The sequence below is a fragment of the Acinetobacter sp. ACNIH3 genome, from assembly GCF_002918965.1.
Classification (GTDB): domain Bacteria; phylum Pseudomonadota; class Gammaproteobacteria; order Pseudomonadales; family Moraxellaceae; genus Acinetobacter; species Acinetobacter schindleri.
The window spans coordinates 20,271-37,719 of the sequence record NZ_PQLP01000014.1 but is presented as its reverse complement, the minus strand read 5'-3'; the positions used below and the strand labels follow the sequence as shown (position 1 = coordinate 37,719).

Sequence of the window (17,449 nt, the reverse complement as noted above, 5' to 3'; positions counted from 1 at the left end):
CCCTGATCAGTGGCTTTTTTTACTGACGCTAAATCTTAGCGTGCACGATAAGTGATGCGACCCTTAGTTAAGTCGTAAGGAGTCATCTCCACTTTTACACTGTCGCCAGTCAAAATACGGATGTAGTGTTTACGCATTTTACCAGAGATATGAGCAATCACTTCGTGACCGTTTTCTAAACGTACACGGAACATAGTATTAGGAAGCGTCTCGGTGACAACGCCTTCGAACTCGATGAGTTCCTCTTTATTGGCCATAGCCTACCTAAAAGAATAAATTAGAAAGGCGCAAATTATAGTCAATTTTTTCGTATAACACAAGGCATAGCAGGCTTTAGACTGATCATCTGAAAGCAAAATAAGCGAAGCATCAGTACAAATATTTTAACTAAAAAACTGCTTGTTGATGTTGTCAGTTTGGTCAATCACAGTTAATCTAAAAAATATCTTTTTAGGTATAAATGAAGCACATACAAGGAAGGTTTTTGAGTGGGTCAGCTAACAGATGCATCGGTTGTACTGCGATTAGGCTACCAGGCGATACGTCGTGCGGGTTTGCCAACCGAAGAATTGCTTACTAAAGCAGGAGTTGCCTTAAACCAGGTTGAAGCCAATGACCGTACCCCGTTGAGTGCACAGTATGCATTCTGGGTCGCGGCAGAAGAGGTCAGCAAAGACCCTGATATCGGCTTACATTTGGGTGAACACCTGCCACTTTACCGTGGTCAGGTCATTGAGCATTTGTTTATTTCATCAGAAAACTTTGGTGAAGGGCTAAAACGTGCCTTGGCTTACCAGCGCCTCATCAGTGATGCCTTCCATGCGCAACTGGTCGTGGAAGATGACCGCTGTTATTTGACCAATGGTGAGCAGCTTTTTGCCGAAAACATCGTCAATCGCCATTTCACTGAATGTGCCATGTCTGGTGTACTGCGTTTCTTTAAATTTATTACCGAGGGACGTTTTGAACCGATTTATATCGACTTCAATTTTTCTAAAGGTGCAACTGATGATGAATACTTCCGTGTCTATGAATGTCCAGTAAGTCTGGGACAGAAAGAAACACGTCTTTATTTTGATCCAAGTATTCTTGAATATCCGCTTTGGCAGGCAGAACCAGAATTACTCCAGCTGCATGAGCAGTTAGCAATTGAAAAGCTGCAAGAGCTGGCACGTTATGATCTGGTGGGTGAAGTTCGCCGTGCCATTGGCTCAACCTTGGAAAGTGGGGAAACCACGCTAGAAACAGTCGCTGCCCAGCTGAATATTACCCCTCGCCGTTTGCGTACCCAGCTGAGTGAAGCCAATACCAGTTTTCAGCAGATCCTTTCGGATTATCGTTGTCGTCTGGCTAAACGCTTACTGGCAGGAACCAGTGAAAGTGTAGAGCGGATTGTTTATCTGACCGGTTTCTCCGAGCCAAGTACCTTCTATCGTGCTTTTAAGCGTTGGACCAATGAAACGCCAGTGGAATATAGAAAGCGCAAACAGCGTTAAATCCCTCCTAACCTCCCTTTAAAAAGGAAGGAATTTTCTCTCCTTCTAGAAGGGGGTAGGGGAGGTAAATGAATAAAAAGGATTCAATTATTCTGGTATGTTTAACCAATGTGGTCCTAAAGGCACTTTTGGTAAATTAAATTGTTCAGGATAATGCGCCTGAATAAAGTAGAGTCCATCTGGTGGTGCAGTCACACCTGCTGCTTTGCGGTCTTGTGCAGCAAAGATGGCATCAATCTGATCGATGTCATACATGCCCTGACCAATTTCCAGCAAACAGCCCATGATGTTGCGCACCATATGATGCAGGAAGCCATCAGCCTGAATATCCAGGACCAGATAGTGACCATGACGAATTAGGCGACAGTGATGCACATGGCGTACAGGTTGATTGGATTGACAGGCAGAGGCACGGAAACTTTCGAAATTATGTGTGCCTTCAAACTTTGTCGCAGCCTTAATCATCTTGTCGACATCTAAATCGTAATGGATATGGGTGACCTGTTTATGCAATAGCGCAGAACGCACAGGGTGATTGTAGACTACATAACGATAACGACGGGCTTGGGCTTTAAAACGGGCATGGAAATCCATGTCCATTTCCTGAATCCACTGAATTGCAATATCTTTAGGCAGCTGACTATTACAGCCGCGTAACCAGCCATATTCGGAGCGATCAGCAGAGGTATCGAAGTGAGCAACCATATTGGTGGCATGCACGCCGGCATCAGTTCGACCTGCACCATGCAGGATAATAGTTTCATTGGCGACTTTAGACAGAACCTTTTCAATCGTTTCCTGCACGCTTGCTACGCCGGGCTGTTGGGTTTGCCAACCTCTGTAGTGTGCTCCACTAAATTCAATACCGACTGCAAAACGCTGCATATTCACCTCAAGATTCAACTAATCAGACCAATGGTGATGCCATTGCTCCACGCTGTCGTATTGTAAATACATTTTCAGGGCTTTTGCATATAGATCGGCATGGCCATAGGCATCATTGAGTAAAATCCGGCAGTCCTGTACCCATTCTGCAATAGCATAGCGTTGGTCTGTGCTCCCGAAAGGTACCTGTGTAGTCAAAACTACAGCACAGCCAGCATTATAGAAATCATCAAAGAGCTGAATGAGATCAGGATTAACTGCGAGATTTCCTGTGCCAAAGCCCTGCAGAATCAGGAAGTCTGGAGGTGAAGCCAATAATTGCTTAAGGTTATGAAGCTGCTGATCTAGCCCAATTGGCTGCATCATGATACTCAGGCAATTAAATTGCTGTGCCTTAATCAAATCTTGTGCAGTAATGCTATGTGTATATAGTTGCGGTGGAATTTTTACTTCTGCATCTATGCCAGCAAAGGCCTTGAGTTCAGTAGTATGTTGCTTTAACGCTGTTCTGCCATGAACCAGTTCCTGGTTAAATGCCAGATAAACGCCCATCTCGACCTGCTGTACAGAATCTAGAGCAAAGCATAGGTTATCCAAAGCATCACTGAATTCGCGTGGCTGTTTGCCAGCTGCATTTAATAATGGGTACTGGCTACCGGTTAAAACAACATAGGCAGATTGCCCTAAAAGATGCGCCAGCACGGCACAGGCATAGCTCATGGTATCTGTACCATGAATGATAACAAAGCGCTGATAATCCTGAGCCTGCAGTTGCTGAATAAACTGAATCAAGGCTAGCCAGTCAGGAGCAGTACATGCACTGCTGTCCTTAATTACAGGGGCGCAGAAGCACTCTACCAAATGCGTGTCTTCATGCAATAATTCTTTTAGTTTTATAAAAAAAGATTCGGCAGGCATAGGAGCGAGTGGATCACCAACGCATCCAAACGTACCTCCCATATAAATCAATGCAATATTTTTCATCATAAAAAAAGCAGCCATAGTGACTGCTTTAGTGTAGAACGAATTTACTTAAGAAGCGATTCGATTCAGTAATTGATCAACATGGGTGCGTTGTTGTGGACTGTAGTCCGCTTCCTTTTCTGTCAGGATTTCACGTGCGGCATCATAGGCACCCAATTGGATATACTGCTCTGCCAATTCCAGATTTAATACTACCTCATCCGTTTCCGTTAATTCAGGGAATGATTGAACCAGTGGATCATTTTGATGAACGGTTGAAGTAACGGGCGCAGATGGAATATCAAAACTGATTGCAGCACTGGCTGGTTTTTCAGGAACGGCATCCAGTTTAAAGTCCAATTCTGAGACAGTAGGGACTGCTGGACTTATAGGTTCATGTGTAGTTAAACCTGATAAATCAAATTCTGGTACTGCGATTTCTGGCTGAGTTTCTGTGGTTGACGTTGTATCTGCCGAGAAAGAAAAATCAAGAGGTTGAACTGATTCTGCAGTAGGTACTGGTGTCACTTCTGGTTTTTCTAAGCTGCCTAAGTCAAGCTTAAAATCCATAACCGGTGCGGCAGTTTCAGGCTCGGCAGCAGGTGCAATTTCAGTTTCAGCTTTTGTTGAGCTATCTAAGTCAAAGCTAAAGTTTAATGCAGATGGGGCAGTATCTGATGTTGTCTTGGGTGTAGGCTCGGATGCAGGAGCGTCAGAGAAGTTAAACTCTAAACCTGTAGCTCCTGGCAGATCCTGGGCTGCATCACTTGCCGGTTTAGTCAGAGTGGGCTCAAAATTAAATTCCAGCGGCTGGATATCATTCTGTGATGGCGCCGGCTCAAATACAGTTTTTTGAAGCTTATTTTCTTGTTGCAGTTCATCAAAAGCGAGGTCATTAACTACTGGGCTGTGGGTTGGGGATAGCTTTTCAAAGGCAGCAGTGTTGTCTATAGATGCTGTCTCAGTTACTGATGAGCCAGCGCTTAACTGCGCAGAAGGGAAACCCAGTGTATCCTTGGTCGGCATAGCTGAATTTTCAAACTCTGCCTTTTTCGCTTCTGCCTGCGTAAGAATGTCATCCAGGCTGAGTGAACGGACATGCGTGATTAATTGGGAAATGGCAAATTCATCTTTCTGCTGAATATGGATATCAAGGAGCAACAGATACAGTTCATGCTGGCGGTTGTCTTTTTTGAGTGCCTGATTGATTTGCGCTTCAGCGGCAAAGAAATTTCCTTCATTGATCAGGCGCTCAATTTTCTTGCGCAGATCTGCTGAAAGAGCAATAGCTTCCTGAGGGTTCGCTGCAACTTCTTCAACCACCCGGGTTTTTGCTGGAATAGTCCGTGCTGAACTGGTGGTTTTTCTCGCTTTTGCTGTAGTTGCCTTTGGTTTATCTGACCCTTGAGCATCCTGACGTTTTTTGACTACGATCAGAACGATGATCAATAAAATTAATGGAATCACATAAATCAGCATGATAAGTACCCCTTAGAGATAGAGGGCTCCATATATCCACTCATCCCTGTAAATCAATGTATGTAATGATTAGTTAATTGGCTTTTTTATCTGCCTGTTGTGCTTTCAACTGCTGTTGCAGTCGGGCAAGACGGGCATTTAATAATTGAATTCTCTGATCCTTCTGATTAAGCGCCAATTCTAATTCAGTTACGTTTCTCTGTAATTTAACGGTTTTTTCTCGAACTGTCATAACTTTTAATGACAACTCTTTCGATGTTTGACGGTCTAATGTGTTTTGATTTGCAGAAAGTTGCTTAGTTTCTTGTTGGTTCTCAGCAACCAGGCTCATTTCAGCTTGATTTAAACGATATTTGGTACTGCCTTTAGCCTTATTCTGAACTTGTGCAAGCTCAGATGTCTTGACGGTAATTGGCTGTTTTTGTGCGGGCGCAATATTCAAATTCAGTGCCGCACCACGCTTCAGGCGATTCGCATCTCCGCCAATAAAGGCCTGTTCATTATTTTTTTTAATTTGCTGCATGACTTCACCGACACCGCGGTTTTGTTCCTGAGCAATACGTGCAGCAATTTTCCAGAGAGATTCATTGGATTGAACCACATAACTTGCTTTTGCAGTAGATGTCGGGCTCGCTTGAGGGGAGTGTTGCACTGGAGCCGAAGCTGCTTGAGGCGGTTTTTTAGGAGTGACTTGCTTCTGTTTTGCGACTTGTTCTTCGGCATATTTTTTAACTAATGGGTCGCTGGAATTGGATTGTGGCGCAGCAGCAGGATAGGTTGCCACTGGCTTTTGATTTTGTACTTTTTGAGCTGGTATATCTTGATTCTGCTGTGCAACAGGCGCTGCTGAAGCAGCTTGTGCTATCTGAGTTTTTGCTTGAGCTGTGGTAGTGACTGGATTTTTTTGCAGACTATTTGAGGCTAGAGGCTTTTGTTGAATAGCTGGCATTGCCGGTTCAGCGATTGGTGGTGTCAAAGTACTTGTGACTGGACGCGTATTCACAGCTGTAATAGCTTCCTCAACCTTGGCTGGAGCCTGAACAGCGGGAGTCGTTATCGATGTTGTCTGAGGGATAGAGTTTGGTGATAATGGTGGTGGAGCAAGACGCTGTACAGCCAATAGTTTTTCCAGAGCCTTGGTATTCGCTGCTGCAGTCTTGTATTGCGTACTGACAGGTAAATTTAAACCAATTTCATTTTCATTCACCACCACGACTGGGGTTAATGTTCGTTCATTCGCGCTGATTGAAGCTTTTAGCAGATCTGTCTTGGGTTTGAGTGTGGTCTTGATATGTTGTAAGCGTGCTGCATTGCCTTCTTTAACCTTAACTACAAAATTCAGATCATTTTGAGTGATTGGGCGTGAAGAGGTAATAGTAATCACACCTGTTCCATTGCTACTACGACGGGTAAAAAAATTAAGATGCCCGGGAGGTTGATGTGTAGTGCCCAGCGTCATTAAATCTTCTGGCGTAGCTAAACTCACTTCAATCGGTATATTGATATCTGACTGACGGAAATTCATTTCCGCATAGAGTAATTCCCCGGGTGCCGATTGAACCTGAACTGGCTCAACCGTGATTGCAAAAACAGGCTGTGCCATCATCATGGTTAAAGTAGCAATTTTAAATTTTTTATATACAGTCATCTTCATTCTAGGCTCAGCATCGGTCATATTATGGGCAGTATGACTCGATGATTGGGATGTCTATGTTTGTTCAACTATTTTCTTGATAGTGACACAAAAAAGCCGATCAATAAAGATCGGCTTTTAGATTGATTATAACGTGCTTAATTAAGCATTTTTATAATCGATCAGAATGCGTAGCATACGGCGTAAAGGCTCAGCAGCACCCCAAAGTAACTGGTCACCTACAGTGAATGCACCCAGGTATTCTTTACCCATGTTCATTTTACGCAGACGGCCGACTGGAACAGTTAATGTACCGGTTACTGCAACAGGCGTCAGATCAGTCATTGATGCTTCACGTGTATTTGGTACCACTTTTGCCCATTGGCTAGACTGACGGATCATATCTTCGATTTCATTCAAAGGTACGTCACGTTTTAGCTTCAAGGTAATTGCCTGAGAGTGACAGCGCATCGCACCGATACGTACACAGTGACCATCGATTGGAACGATCTGCTGGTTGCCTAGGATCTTGTTGGTTTCAACCTGACCTTTCCATTCTTCTTTCGACTGGCCGCTTTCCAGCTGCTTGTCGATATATGGAATCAGAGAACCAGCTAGCGGTACACCAAAGTTTGCAGACGGGAAGCCTTCACCACGTTGTAATTCAGCAATTTTAGAATCGATGTCCAAAATTGGAGAGCGAGGATCATCAAGTAGGTCTTTAGTATTGTTATACAGGTAACCCATGCCTGTGATCAGCTCACGCATGTTTTGTGCACCTGCACCAGATGCCGCCTGATAGGTCATCGAAGTTGCCCATTCCACCAGGTTATTCTGGAAGAGAGAACCTAAACCCATCAGCATCAGGGAAACCGTACAGTTACCGCCAACGAAAGTTTTAGTACCTTTCACTAGGCCATCTTTGATCACGTTCAGGTTAACCGGGTCAAGTACGATGATTGCTTCATCATCCATACGCAGGGTAGACGCAGCGTCAATCCAGTAACCATTCCAGCCTGCAGCTTTCAGCTGAGGGAAAACCGCAGTGGTATAATCGCCACCTTGGCAGGTAATAATGACATCCATTTGCTTCAGACGATCAATGTCTGTCGCATCCATAAGTGCTGGGGCAGTTTTACCACCAAATGCCGGTGCTTCACCACCTGCATTACTGGTAGAGAAATAGAATGGCTCAAAATGAGCAAAATCATTCTCTTCAACCATACGTTGCATTAGGACGGAACCAACCATCCCGCGCCAACCGACCAGACCTACTTTCATGTCACTTTGCCTCGGTGCGTTAAAAAATTAAAGGGGGTTCGAGTGTACCAAAAAGGGACTCAACTGCAATAGCTACACAATAGAAACATCAATAATATTGAGCGAAATATCTTGTTTATGTTACATACAAAATTGATAACGCAGATTTTCTTCTAGAAAAAATAACAACATAGTAAAAAGAGTCACTTTATGATTTTGTTTATTCAGATATTGTCAGTGCTGGTCATCTGGCTCAGTTTCTGGTCCCTGATTCCTCGTGATGAATGGTGGATCCGTGGCGCCGATTTCCCGCGACTACAAATTCTGATTATTGGCTTCATTGCACTAGGACTTTATATATTCTGGGAGCATTCCTGGACCTTGATAGACCAAATTATTTTTGTAGGACTAGTCGCGGCACAAGCCTACCAGTTGAAGATGGTCTTGCCTTATACCTTTATCTGGAAGAAACAGGTGAAGAAGGTCAAACGGCAGCAACTGGATCCAAGCAAACAAATTTCTTTACTGGTTTCTAACGTGTTAATGACCAATGAAAAATATCATCTATTACTCGAACAGATTCAAAATTTAACTCCAGATCTGGTACTGACGCTGGAAACCAATTCCGAATGGCAGAAACAACTCTCAGTGATTGAAGCGGACTATCCTTACCGTGTACCTGTGCCCTTGGATAACCTGTATGGGATGCATCTCTACAGTAAATTAAAACTCAGCGACACCGAAGTGAAATTTATTTTGAGTAATGAAATTCCTTCGATTCATACCACAGTCACTTTACGTTCTGGCCATCCGGTTCAGTTATATTGCCTACATCCAAAACCGCCAAGTCCGACTGAAGCCAAGGACTCGAAACTGCGTGATGCTGAATTGCTGATTGTTGGCGATCAAATCAAGGATCTCGATGAAAGCTGTATTGTGATGGGGGATCTGAATGATGTCGCCTGGTCACGTACTACACGTTTGTTTCAGCGTATTAGTGGCTTGCTCGACCCGCGTGTCGGGCGCCGTTATGTCAATACCTTTCATGCCAATTATCCGATGTTCCGCTGGTCACTTGACCATGTCTTCCACAGTACCGACTTTGCTTTAGTCCATATGGAGCGTTTGCCACATGTGGGCTCGGATCATTTTCCGGTGTTTGTGGTACTACAAACCGGGCGAGTCTTTGATCATGTACAAGAAGAACTGGAACAGACTGAAGAAGATGAGCAACAGGCTCAGGAAGCTATACAAGAAGGTATTGAAAAAGCTGAGAAAGAAGAAAAAATAGTCACGGATGAAATTGCTCAAACCTACAAAAATGGCTCAAAAGTGTGATGGATTTATCGGAAAAGTGTACGAAATGGCTTACACAAATTGGGGTCTTAAACGATATTTATTCCTCGATGATTCCAATATTCTGCTTATATCAGCACAGGGAGTCGAGAAGGGAATTTCTCATAAGGAAGACGAAGCTGAATGAAGACATCATGGATATGATGATGAAATGGAAATCACAAAAAACCAAGAATTAAAATGTTGAAAGCACAACCTCATTAACCCGGGTTTTTACAGGATGTAGAGCCCGGGTTAAACTATTTTAGAGCTTTAATTTTCTTTTTTATTTAATTGATTATTAAAACAATTTATAGAGTTGAAATAATTTCTGAAAAACGTGCATGCAGTTTATTATTTCTGACAGTGACTCAGCCCAGGAATTTGAAGTACTTAAACCCTATTGTGCCAATCAATAGTCAGCAGCTAAAAAAACCGCAAATGCTTTTAGAAGCCTTGAACCATTCCCATAGTCTTGTGACTGCCGGTATGAATGGTTGACCGGTTGGACTCGGTAATACCATTTCTGATGGCTAACTGGTGATGTATTTTCCCATTTACTGGTTCATTCAGAATTACAAGGGTAGGGCATTGGTCGCCGAATTATGCAGGCCATGCTAGAAGCATTATTCAGGATTTCATCAAAAAATTTTAGCTGCTGACCAGCATGCTACCGGCTTTTATCAAGCTTTAGTCGTGGCGGACAGACTGAAGCCATGTGGATTTGTCAGGGAACAAATCATTAATCCATGATTAAAGAGCTTGAGAACTCAATAAATCGAATCATAACCCTGTGGGCGGGTCTTAAAACGGCGATGAAACCACATATATTGCGTTGGGGCGATCCGTAACTGGCGTTCAATAATCTGGTTCACGCGAGTGGCATCATCCAGTTCATCTGCGCTTGGCAGGTTTTCAACGGGTGGCTCAATCAGGACATGATATTTTGGATTTTTGATATCGCCGTGACGGTAGAAATACAGTGGGATCGCAGCGGCTTTGGTCATTTTTAATAAACGACGGTGTGCGGTCACGGTTGCAGCAGGAACGCCAAAAAATGGTGCCATTACGCCTTGTTTTAAACCGAAATCCTGATCCGGGCTGTACCAGATCGCATGTCCATTTTTCAGATTACGCACCAGACCACGCATATCATCATGGTCAATCTGGTTGGCATAAATTGTGGCGCGGCAGCGATAAATCAGCATATCCAGCAAGGGGTTATTCTGCGGACGATAGACGACATCCGGTTCAAAATATTGGGCACACAGGTAGCCGCCAGCATCCAGCAGGGTAGAGTGCGTACCGAGTAATAATGCACCTTTTCCTTCAGCTTGTGCTTGCTGGATATATTCCAGACCTTCAATAGTTACACGGCCTTTAAACCACTTTGGCGTGTACCAGGCATTTAAGGTTTCAAACACACCGAGCATCTGGTCAATAAAGACCTGACGGGAATTTTCCTGCACTTCTTGCGCAGACCATTCTGGAAAACACACTTCCAGATTGCGCACTGTAGTTTCACGGCGAGATTTGAGATATTTAAAACTTAAGCTACCCAGTAAAGAAGCCAGACGGTACTGAATCGCCCAAGGTAAAATCGCCAGAATCATCAGGAATACAATGCCAATCCATATGCCCCAATACTGGGGAGACAGGAAGGCCCACTGAAATTCACCGGGTTGGTAATCTGGCTTTTTACTCATAATCTGCTATTTAAACCTCAAGATATCTGCAGTGTAGCAGAAGAGCTTTTTGAAACAAAAAAGTGAAAATAAAAAAAGCATCTGTACGAATACAGATGCTTGGCATTGGAGAAATAGAAAACTTAACCTTTGGTCATATTTTCCAGTTCATCCCAGCGTTCCATTTTTTCCAGCAAAATCTCGTCAATTTCACCTAGACGTTCAGATGCCTTGGTCGCTGCTGCTGCATCTTTCACAAACCATGAGCCATCTGCCAGTTTGTCAGAAAGTTCAGCCTGTTCACTTTCCAGTGCTTCGATTTCTGCAGGCAATTGTTCAAGTTCACGTTGATCTTTGTAGCTGAGTTTCACCTTTTTCGGTGCAGGAGCAGCGGCAGCCGCTGCGGCTTCAGCTTTGGCTGCGGCTTTTTTAACGGCAGATTTTTGATCGACCGCTGTCTGGTTTGGTCGCTGTTCTAAATAATCCTGATAACCACCGATGTATTCATCAATATTGCCTTTACCATCAAATACCCAGGTTGAGGTCACGACATTGTCCATAAAGGCACGGTCATGCGAGATCAGCAGTAATGTGCCTTTATAGCCACTTAACATTTCTTCTAATAGTTCAAGGGTCACCATATCCAGATCATTGGTTGGTTCGTCCATCACAATCAGGTTTGATGGTTTAAGCAAAAGCTTTGCCAGCAAAATACGGTTACGTTCACCACCAGACAGCGCTTTTACCGGTGTACGGGCACGTTCAGGCGAGAACAGGAAATCTTGTAAATAGCTATAGATATGACGACGGCTGCCATTGATGTCAACATGGTCAGAACCTTCAGCGACGTTATCTTTTACCGATTTTTCCAGATCCAGTACGTTACGTAACTGGTCAAAATAAGCCACTTCAAGCTGTGTACCAGTTTTCACCGTGCCGCCATGCTCAAGCTGGCCTAAAATCGCTTTAATCAGGGTGGTTTTACCAACACCGTTATCACCGACTAAACCAATACGGTCGCCACGCATTACCAGTGCCGAGAAGTCATTAATGATTGGTGCATTGTCACCAAATTTCACGCTGAGATGTTCAATCTCAAATACGACTTTACCAGAACGGCTCGCATCCTGAGTTGCCATGCTCACTTTACCTTGTTGTGAGCGGCGTGCTTTTGATTCTTCGCGTAATGCTTTAAGCGCACGGACACGACCTTCGTTACGGGTACGACGCGCTTTAATTCCCTGGCGAATCCATACTTCCTCTTCAGCAAGACGCTTGTCAAACAGCGCATTCTGCTTTTCTTCGGCTTCCATCTGCTGTGCTTTAAGCTCGAGATAACGTGAATAGTTACCTTCGTAGCTACGCAATGTACCACGATCCAGTTCAACAATACGGGTTGCAATGCTGTCTACAAATGAACGGTCATGCGAAATAAACAGAAGCGTTAAATTATTTTGATCGAGCAGGAATTTCTCTAACCATTCAATACTTTCCACGTCCAGATGGTTGGTCGGTTCATCAAGTAACAGAACGTCTGGTTGAGTGAGCAGGGCACGAGCCAGCAGTACACGACGCTTACGACCACCGGATAAATCGGCAAGGTCTGCATCCGGATCTAGGCCCATTTTACTCAGGATAGAGTTCACCTTGGTTTCTAAAGCCCAGCCATCCAGCTGATCCATCTTGTGCTGCAATGAACCCATGCGGTCACAAGCTTCCATATCACCCAGTACGCAGGCTTCGCTGGCTTCATGATAAGCACGTAGAACTTCTGATGCTTCACCTGCGCCATCCGCCACGATATCGGCGACTTTGCCTGAATCCATCGGCACGTCTTGGGCCAACATGGAAATTGTGATGCCATTTTGTAAGGAAACTTCACCACTGTCAGGTAACAGGCTTCCTTCAATCAGTTTAAGTAAGGTAGACTTACCTTCACCATTACGGCCAATCAAACACACTCGTTCACCGCGTTCTAAATTAAAGTTAGCGCCGTCGAGCAGTGCAGGTCCGCCAAACGCGAGTTGGACGTCCCTTAGGGTAATATATGCCATAATGGTTTCCTGAAATCCTATGATGAGGACTTAAAATGACTAAACAACAAAATCTAAATGAACAGGCGTCATTTTCCGCACCCATTGAAGATTTGCAAGTCCGAATTGCATTTTTGGACGATTTAGTTGAACAGTTGAATCAGCAGGTGACCAGGCAGAATCTGGAAATCATCAATCTTCAGAAGCAAATGACGCTGTTATATCAACGTGTTGAGTCGGCAGATTTGTCCGAAGGCATTGCAGAATTCGACCCGATTATTGATCGACCACCGCATTATTAATTATGTAATTGGTCATGTAGAAAACCCTCGATTGTGAGGGTTTTCGCTTTAATGGGTTTATGCTTTGTTTCAGCAGGGTAATCCTAGTCAGTAAAACTAGCCATGCTGAAAATAATTTGACCTTTTTCACGCTTGCCCCTCTAATAGCGCTTCCAGGTTTTGTTCAGATTGGTGTTCCATGTCACAGAAAGTTGTTTTACTCGATCTTGAAAATAATTTCCCGACCGCCACTCTATTACGTGAAATCACCAAGCATTATCCAATCTTGTACCTGTTTAGCTGTGCCGGCAAGTTTGAATTTGAACTAGAAGATCTGACCGAACTAGCGGGATGGATCGCCAGTGGGCAAGTGGTCATTCTGGACATTCCTGAAGCTGAACACCGTGAATATGAATATGCCGTCATTGTCGGGCAGCTGATGGCGCTGCTGGAACCGGATACCCATGTAGAACTGATTTCAGCCATGGACAGCAGTGAAATGCTGATGCAAATGCTGATTGCATCTGACATTAGCTGTAGCCTGATTCAGGTACAGGCAGAACCGGAACAGGATAAAAAAATCTCTCCTAAATTCAAGATCCCAAGTCTCGACACCATTCAGCAGAAACCCGCTTTACAACTGGTGAAAAAATATTGTGATGCACTGGCGAAAATGCCAGGCAAGCCAACCACATTGGAAAGCCTGAAAAATTCTGTGGCAAATATTTTGCAAGTACTGCCAGGTAAAGCGCAGCATGTAGTCGGAATGCTGATTAACCTCAAGATTGTAAAACGCTATGAAGATCAGATTGCCTTCCGTAAAAAGGTATTAAAGCAATGGTCACAACTGGATCTGTCTGCTGCACCAACTACATCGCTTGATCTGAGTCAGGCCATTGCTGAATTGACCCCGGAAGAGCCAGAAAAAGTCATTGAAGAACAATCTGCCATTCAGTCTGCACAACAGGGATTGTTCAAAAACTTTGACCGCATTGATCCGGTACAGATGGAAGTGGCACGCAAGCTGCGTGAACTGCAAGGTGACAAGCCTAAAGATATTTATGAATTGCGAGATTTACTGGAACAGTTATTTCCAAAATCCGATGTGCGTTTATTGCTGAAGGAACTGCTGGAGAAAGGCTATATTTACTGGAATGGTCATGAAGTTCTCTACAGCCATGAGATGTTCCTGAATTAATTTTGTCGCGCAAACTTGCGTTTTATATTGAGCTTATGCAACTCTAATAATAGAACATAAAGGTTGAGCTATGGAAAATACAGGAATCTGGGTTGCTGTCGTCATCATTGTATTTGTACTGGGATCTATTTTTGGTCTGCGTGTCAGCCCACGAGAAAGAGCTTTGGGCATGATGCGTGAGAAAGCCCGCAAGATGGGATTACACCCACGTCTGGTTGTGGCTCCTGACTGGACCAAAGTGCCGATGGCCACTGAAAAGCGTGCCAGTATGGTGGCTTATTATAGTGTGCTGATACCAGACGCACGTTTGCCACTGATGCGTGCCCGTGTGGTCGATCAAAAGCTTGAGCTGGTACAAGGCGATGACAAATTTAAAGATTTTCCCATTGCATTAAAAGGCATTTATGCTATTGATATGCAGGCAAACTGTGTTGGACTGTATTGGGATGAAGAAGCTGATCTAAAAGCGGCCCAGCTCGATGACATCAAGGCACTATTACATTCCTTGGCTGAACTTTAATTTTTTAGAATATACAGGATTAACGGTTAATTATGGCGAACGCTCCTCGGTCCACATCAAAAAGCAGCACAGCGAAGTCTTCCGACGCTGGAAATAAGCGTGCCTTAGTGATTGTGGAGTCGCCTGCAAAAGCGAAAACAATCAACAAATACCTCGGTTCGAACTACATTGTGAAATCATCTGTCGGTCACGTGCGTGATTTGCCGACAGGCGGCTCTGCCAAAAGTACAGAGAAAAAACCAGCAACGCGAACCAAGCTGACTGAAGCAGAAAAGGCGGAAAAATCACAGCAGGCGTTGATTAACCGTATGGGCGTAGACCCGGAACACGATTGGAAAGCCAAATACGAAGTCCTGCCTGGCAAAGAACATGTGGTTGCTGAACTGAAAAAACTGGCCTCGCAAGTCGATGAAGTCTATCTGGCAACGGATTTGGACCGTGAAGGGGAAGCGATTGCCTGGCATTTAAAAGAAGTGATCGGCGGTGATGATTCACGTTACCAGCGTGTGGTCTTCAACGAAATTACCAAAAATGCCATTCAGGAAGCATTCAAGCATCCAACCCGTCTGGATACCAACAAAGTCAATGCTCAACAGGCACGCCGTTTCTTGGACCGTGTTGTAGGCTTTATGATCTCGCCACTACTGTGGGAAAAAATTGCCCGTGGTTTGTCGGCAGGTCGTGTGCAATCCGTTGCAGTAAAACTGGTGGTTGAGCGTGAACGTGAAATCCGTGCCTTTATTCCTGAAGAATACTGGCAAGTATTTGCTGATACCAAAGCGAAAAAAGATGACATTCGCCTGGAAGCAGTGAAGCAAAATGGTAAGACCTTAAAGCTGCACAATAAAGCTGAAACTGATGCTTTGTTGAACCTGATCAAAGATGCCGAATACAAGGTAATGAGCCGTGAGGATAAACCAACCAAGGTCAATCCAAGCGCGCCGTATATCACTTCAACGCTACAGCAGGCAGCCAGTACACGTTTAGGCTTCTCGGTGAAGAAAACCATGATGCTGGCCCAGCGTCTGTATGAAGCGGGCTTTATTACCTATATGCGTACTGACTCTACGTTCTTGAGCGATGATGCAGTCAATATGGTACGTGGTCACATCGAATCTGAATTTGGTGAAAAATATTTACCAGCCAAGCCAAACCGTTATGGTAATAAAGCCGGTGCGCAGGAAGCCCACGAAGCAATTCGTCCTTCAACTGTTGGCTTAAAAGGTGATAGCCTAGTCGGTGTGGAACGAGATGCACAGCGTTTGTATGACCTGATCTGGCGTCAGTTTGTTGCCTGTCAGATGACACCTGCTGAATATTTATCTTCTACCATTTTAGTCGATGCCAATGGTGTGGAGCTGAAAGCTAAAGGCCGTACGCTGGTATTTGATGGTTTCACCAAAGTTCGTGGTGCCAACAAGGCAGATGACGATATTTTATTGCCAGCTGTCAAAGTGGGTGAAGTCCTGAAGCTAGAGAAACTTGATCCTTCTCAACATTTCACTAAACCACCTGCACGCTTCACTGAAGCATCCTTGGTAAAAGAGCTTGAAAAACGTGGTATCGGCCGTCCTTCGACCTATGCCGCGATTATCTCGACCATTCAAGACCGTGGTTATGTGAAACTGGATAACCGTCGCCTGTTTGCTGAAAAAATGGGTGAGATCGTTACTGATCGTCTGGATGAAAGTTTCAACAACCTGATGAACTATGCTTTTACAGCAGATCTTGAAGGTCAGCTGGATAAGGTGGCAGATGGTGAACGGAACTGGAAAGATCTTTTAGACAGCTTCTACGGTGACTTTAAGAAGCGTTTGACCAATGCACAGGGTGAAAGCGGTATGCGCCGTAATCAGCCGGTAGAAGTCAATGCCGTACACTGTAAAGAATGTGAACGTCCAATGCAGATCCGTACCGGAACGACAGGTGTATTCTTGGGGTGTTCAGGTTATAATCTGCCGCCTAAAGAGCGTTGTAAAGGCACACTGAACCTGACCCCGGTTGAGTCTTTGGCTGCACTGTCTGACGATGATGCCGCTGAAACTGCTGACCTGATGTCGAAAAAACGTTGTCCGATCTGCTCGACTGCCATGGACAGCTACGTCATTGATGGCGGTCGTAAACTGCATATCTGCGGTAACAACCCGGACTGTGCCGGTTTTGAACTGGAAGAAGGTGAGTTCAAGATCAAGGGCTATGATGGTCCAACCATTCCATGTGACAAATGTGATGGAGAAATGCAATTAAAGACTGGCCGTTTTGGTCCTTATTTTGCCTGCACCAGCTGTGAAAATACCCGTAAGGTTTTGAAAAATGGTCAGCCTGCGCCACCGCGTGTTGATCCAATCAAGATGGAACACTTGCGCTCAACCAAGCATGATGATTTCTTTGTCTTGCGTGATGGTGCCGCAGGTCTGTTCCTGGCAGCGAGCAAATTCCCTAAAGTACGTGAAACCCGTGCACCGAAGGTGGCGGAACTACGTACCGTTGCAGAGCAGCTGGATCCAAAGTATCAGTTTATCTTGCAGGCACCAGATGTAGATCCTGAAGGTAATCCAACTCTAGTGAAATTCAGCCGTAAGAACCAGTCGCAATATATTGGTTCAGAGACACCTGAAGGTAAGCAAACCAAATGGTCTTTGGTTTACCAGGATGGAAAATGGGTTGAAGCCTAAAAGCTA

Annotated in this window: 14 protein-coding genes; 6 read left to right on the top strand and 8 right to left on the bottom strand. The window is 44.5% G+C overall.

Going from position 1 to position 17,449, the window contains the following annotated elements:
• Positions 1–35: 35 nt before the first annotated feature.
• Complete coding sequence (gene infA / locus C3420_RS07990) at positions 36–257, bottom strand: translation initiation factor IF-1 (protein ID WP_001284370.1); 222 nt, start codon at positions 255–257, stop codon at positions 36–38.
• Between the two features lie 231 nt (positions 258–488).
• Here infA and C3420_RS07985 point away from each other — a divergent pair, with 231 nt between their 5' ends.
• Positions 489–1,496 (top strand): AraC family transcriptional regulator, encoded by a 1,008-nt coding sequence (locus tag C3420_RS07985; RefSeq protein WP_071320561.1) that lies wholly within the window; start codon positions 489–491, stop codon positions 1,494–1,496.
• Between the two features lie 87 nt (positions 1,497–1,583).
• Here the strand turns inward: C3420_RS07985 and truA are convergent, their stop codons facing one another.
• From truA to asd, 5 genes are all read right to left on the bottom strand, one after another.
• Positions 1,584–2,381 (bottom strand): tRNA pseudouridine(38-40) synthase TruA, encoded by a 798-nt coding sequence (truA, locus tag C3420_RS07980; RefSeq protein WP_103800282.1) that lies wholly within the window; start codon positions 2,379–2,381, stop codon positions 1,584–1,586.
• 18 nt (positions 2,382–2,399) lie between these two features.
• A complete protein-coding gene (locus tag C3420_RS07975) occupies positions 2,400–3,368 on the bottom strand; it encodes an asparaginase domain-containing protein (RefSeq protein ID WP_171294456.1) in 969 nt (322 codons plus the stop codon).
• 45 nt (positions 3,369–3,413) lie between these two features.
• Positions 3,414–4,823 carry a hypothetical protein gene (locus C3420_RS07970; RefSeq protein WP_103800280.1) on the bottom strand — a complete coding sequence of 470 codons (1,410 nt, stop codon included), beginning with the start codon at positions 4,821–4,823 and terminating at the stop codon, positions 3,414–3,416.
• A 73-nt stretch (positions 4,824–4,896) separates the two neighbouring features.
• The gene (locus C3420_RS07965; RefSeq protein ID WP_103800279.1) at positions 4,897–6,477 is read right to left on the bottom strand and encodes a hypothetical protein; all 1,581 of its coding nucleotides are present in this window, start codon (positions 6,475–6,477) and stop codon (positions 4,897–4,899) included.
• A gap of 141 nt (positions 6,478–6,618) precedes the next feature.
• Positions 6,619–7,737, bottom strand: coding sequence for an aspartate-semialdehyde dehydrogenase (gene asd / locus C3420_RS07960; protein WP_103800278.1), 1,119 nt, complete (start codon positions 7,735–7,737; stop codon positions 6,619–6,621).
• A 189-nt stretch (positions 7,738–7,926) separates the two neighbouring features.
• Here asd and C3420_RS07955 point away from each other — a divergent pair, with 189 nt between their 5' ends.
• Positions 7,927–9,054: an endonuclease/exonuclease/phosphatase family protein gene (locus tag C3420_RS07955; RefSeq protein ID WP_103800277.1), complete on the top strand. Its 1,128-nt coding sequence runs from the start codon at positions 7,927–7,929 to the stop codon at positions 9,052–9,054.
• A gap of 767 nt (positions 9,055–9,821) precedes the next feature.
• Here the strand turns inward: C3420_RS07955 and C3420_RS07945 are convergent.
• Positions 9,822–10,757 carry a hypothetical protein gene (locus C3420_RS07945; protein WP_004813297.1) on the bottom strand — a complete coding sequence of 312 codons (936 nt, stop codon included), beginning with the start codon at positions 10,755–10,757 and terminating at the stop codon, positions 9,822–9,824.
• A 122-nt stretch (positions 10,758–10,879) separates the two neighbouring features.
• Entirely contained in the window at positions 10,880–12,790 is a 1,911-nt protein-coding gene (locus C3420_RS07940) for an ATP-binding cassette domain-containing protein (protein WP_005220838.1), read from the bottom strand.
• A gap of 35 nt (positions 12,791–12,825) precedes the next feature.
• Here C3420_RS07940 and C3420_RS07935 point away from each other — a divergent pair, with 35 nt between their 5' ends.
• The 4 genes from C3420_RS07935 (at position 12,826) to topA (ending at position 17,443) form a co-directional block, all read left to right on the top strand.
• Positions 12,826–13,071 carry a SlyX family protein gene (locus C3420_RS07935; protein WP_004813295.1) on the top strand — a complete coding sequence of 82 codons (246 nt, stop codon included), beginning with the start codon at positions 12,826–12,828 and terminating at the stop codon, positions 13,069–13,071.
• Between the two features lie 178 nt (positions 13,072–13,249).
• Positions 13,250–14,248, top strand: coding sequence for a hypothetical protein (locus C3420_RS07930; protein WP_103800276.1), 999 nt, complete (start codon positions 13,250–13,252; stop codon positions 14,246–14,248).
• Between the two features lie 70 nt (positions 14,249–14,318).
• Entirely contained in the window at positions 14,319–14,768 is a 450-nt protein-coding gene (locus C3420_RS07925) for an ammonium transporter (protein WP_004813293.1), read from the top strand.
• A gap of 32 nt (positions 14,769–14,800) precedes the next feature.
• Positions 14,801–17,443 (top strand): type I DNA topoisomerase, encoded by a 2,643-nt coding sequence (gene topA, locus C3420_RS07920; RefSeq protein WP_103800275.1) that lies wholly within the window; start codon positions 14,801–14,803, stop codon positions 17,441–17,443.
• Positions 17,444–17,449: the final 6 nt, after the last annotated feature.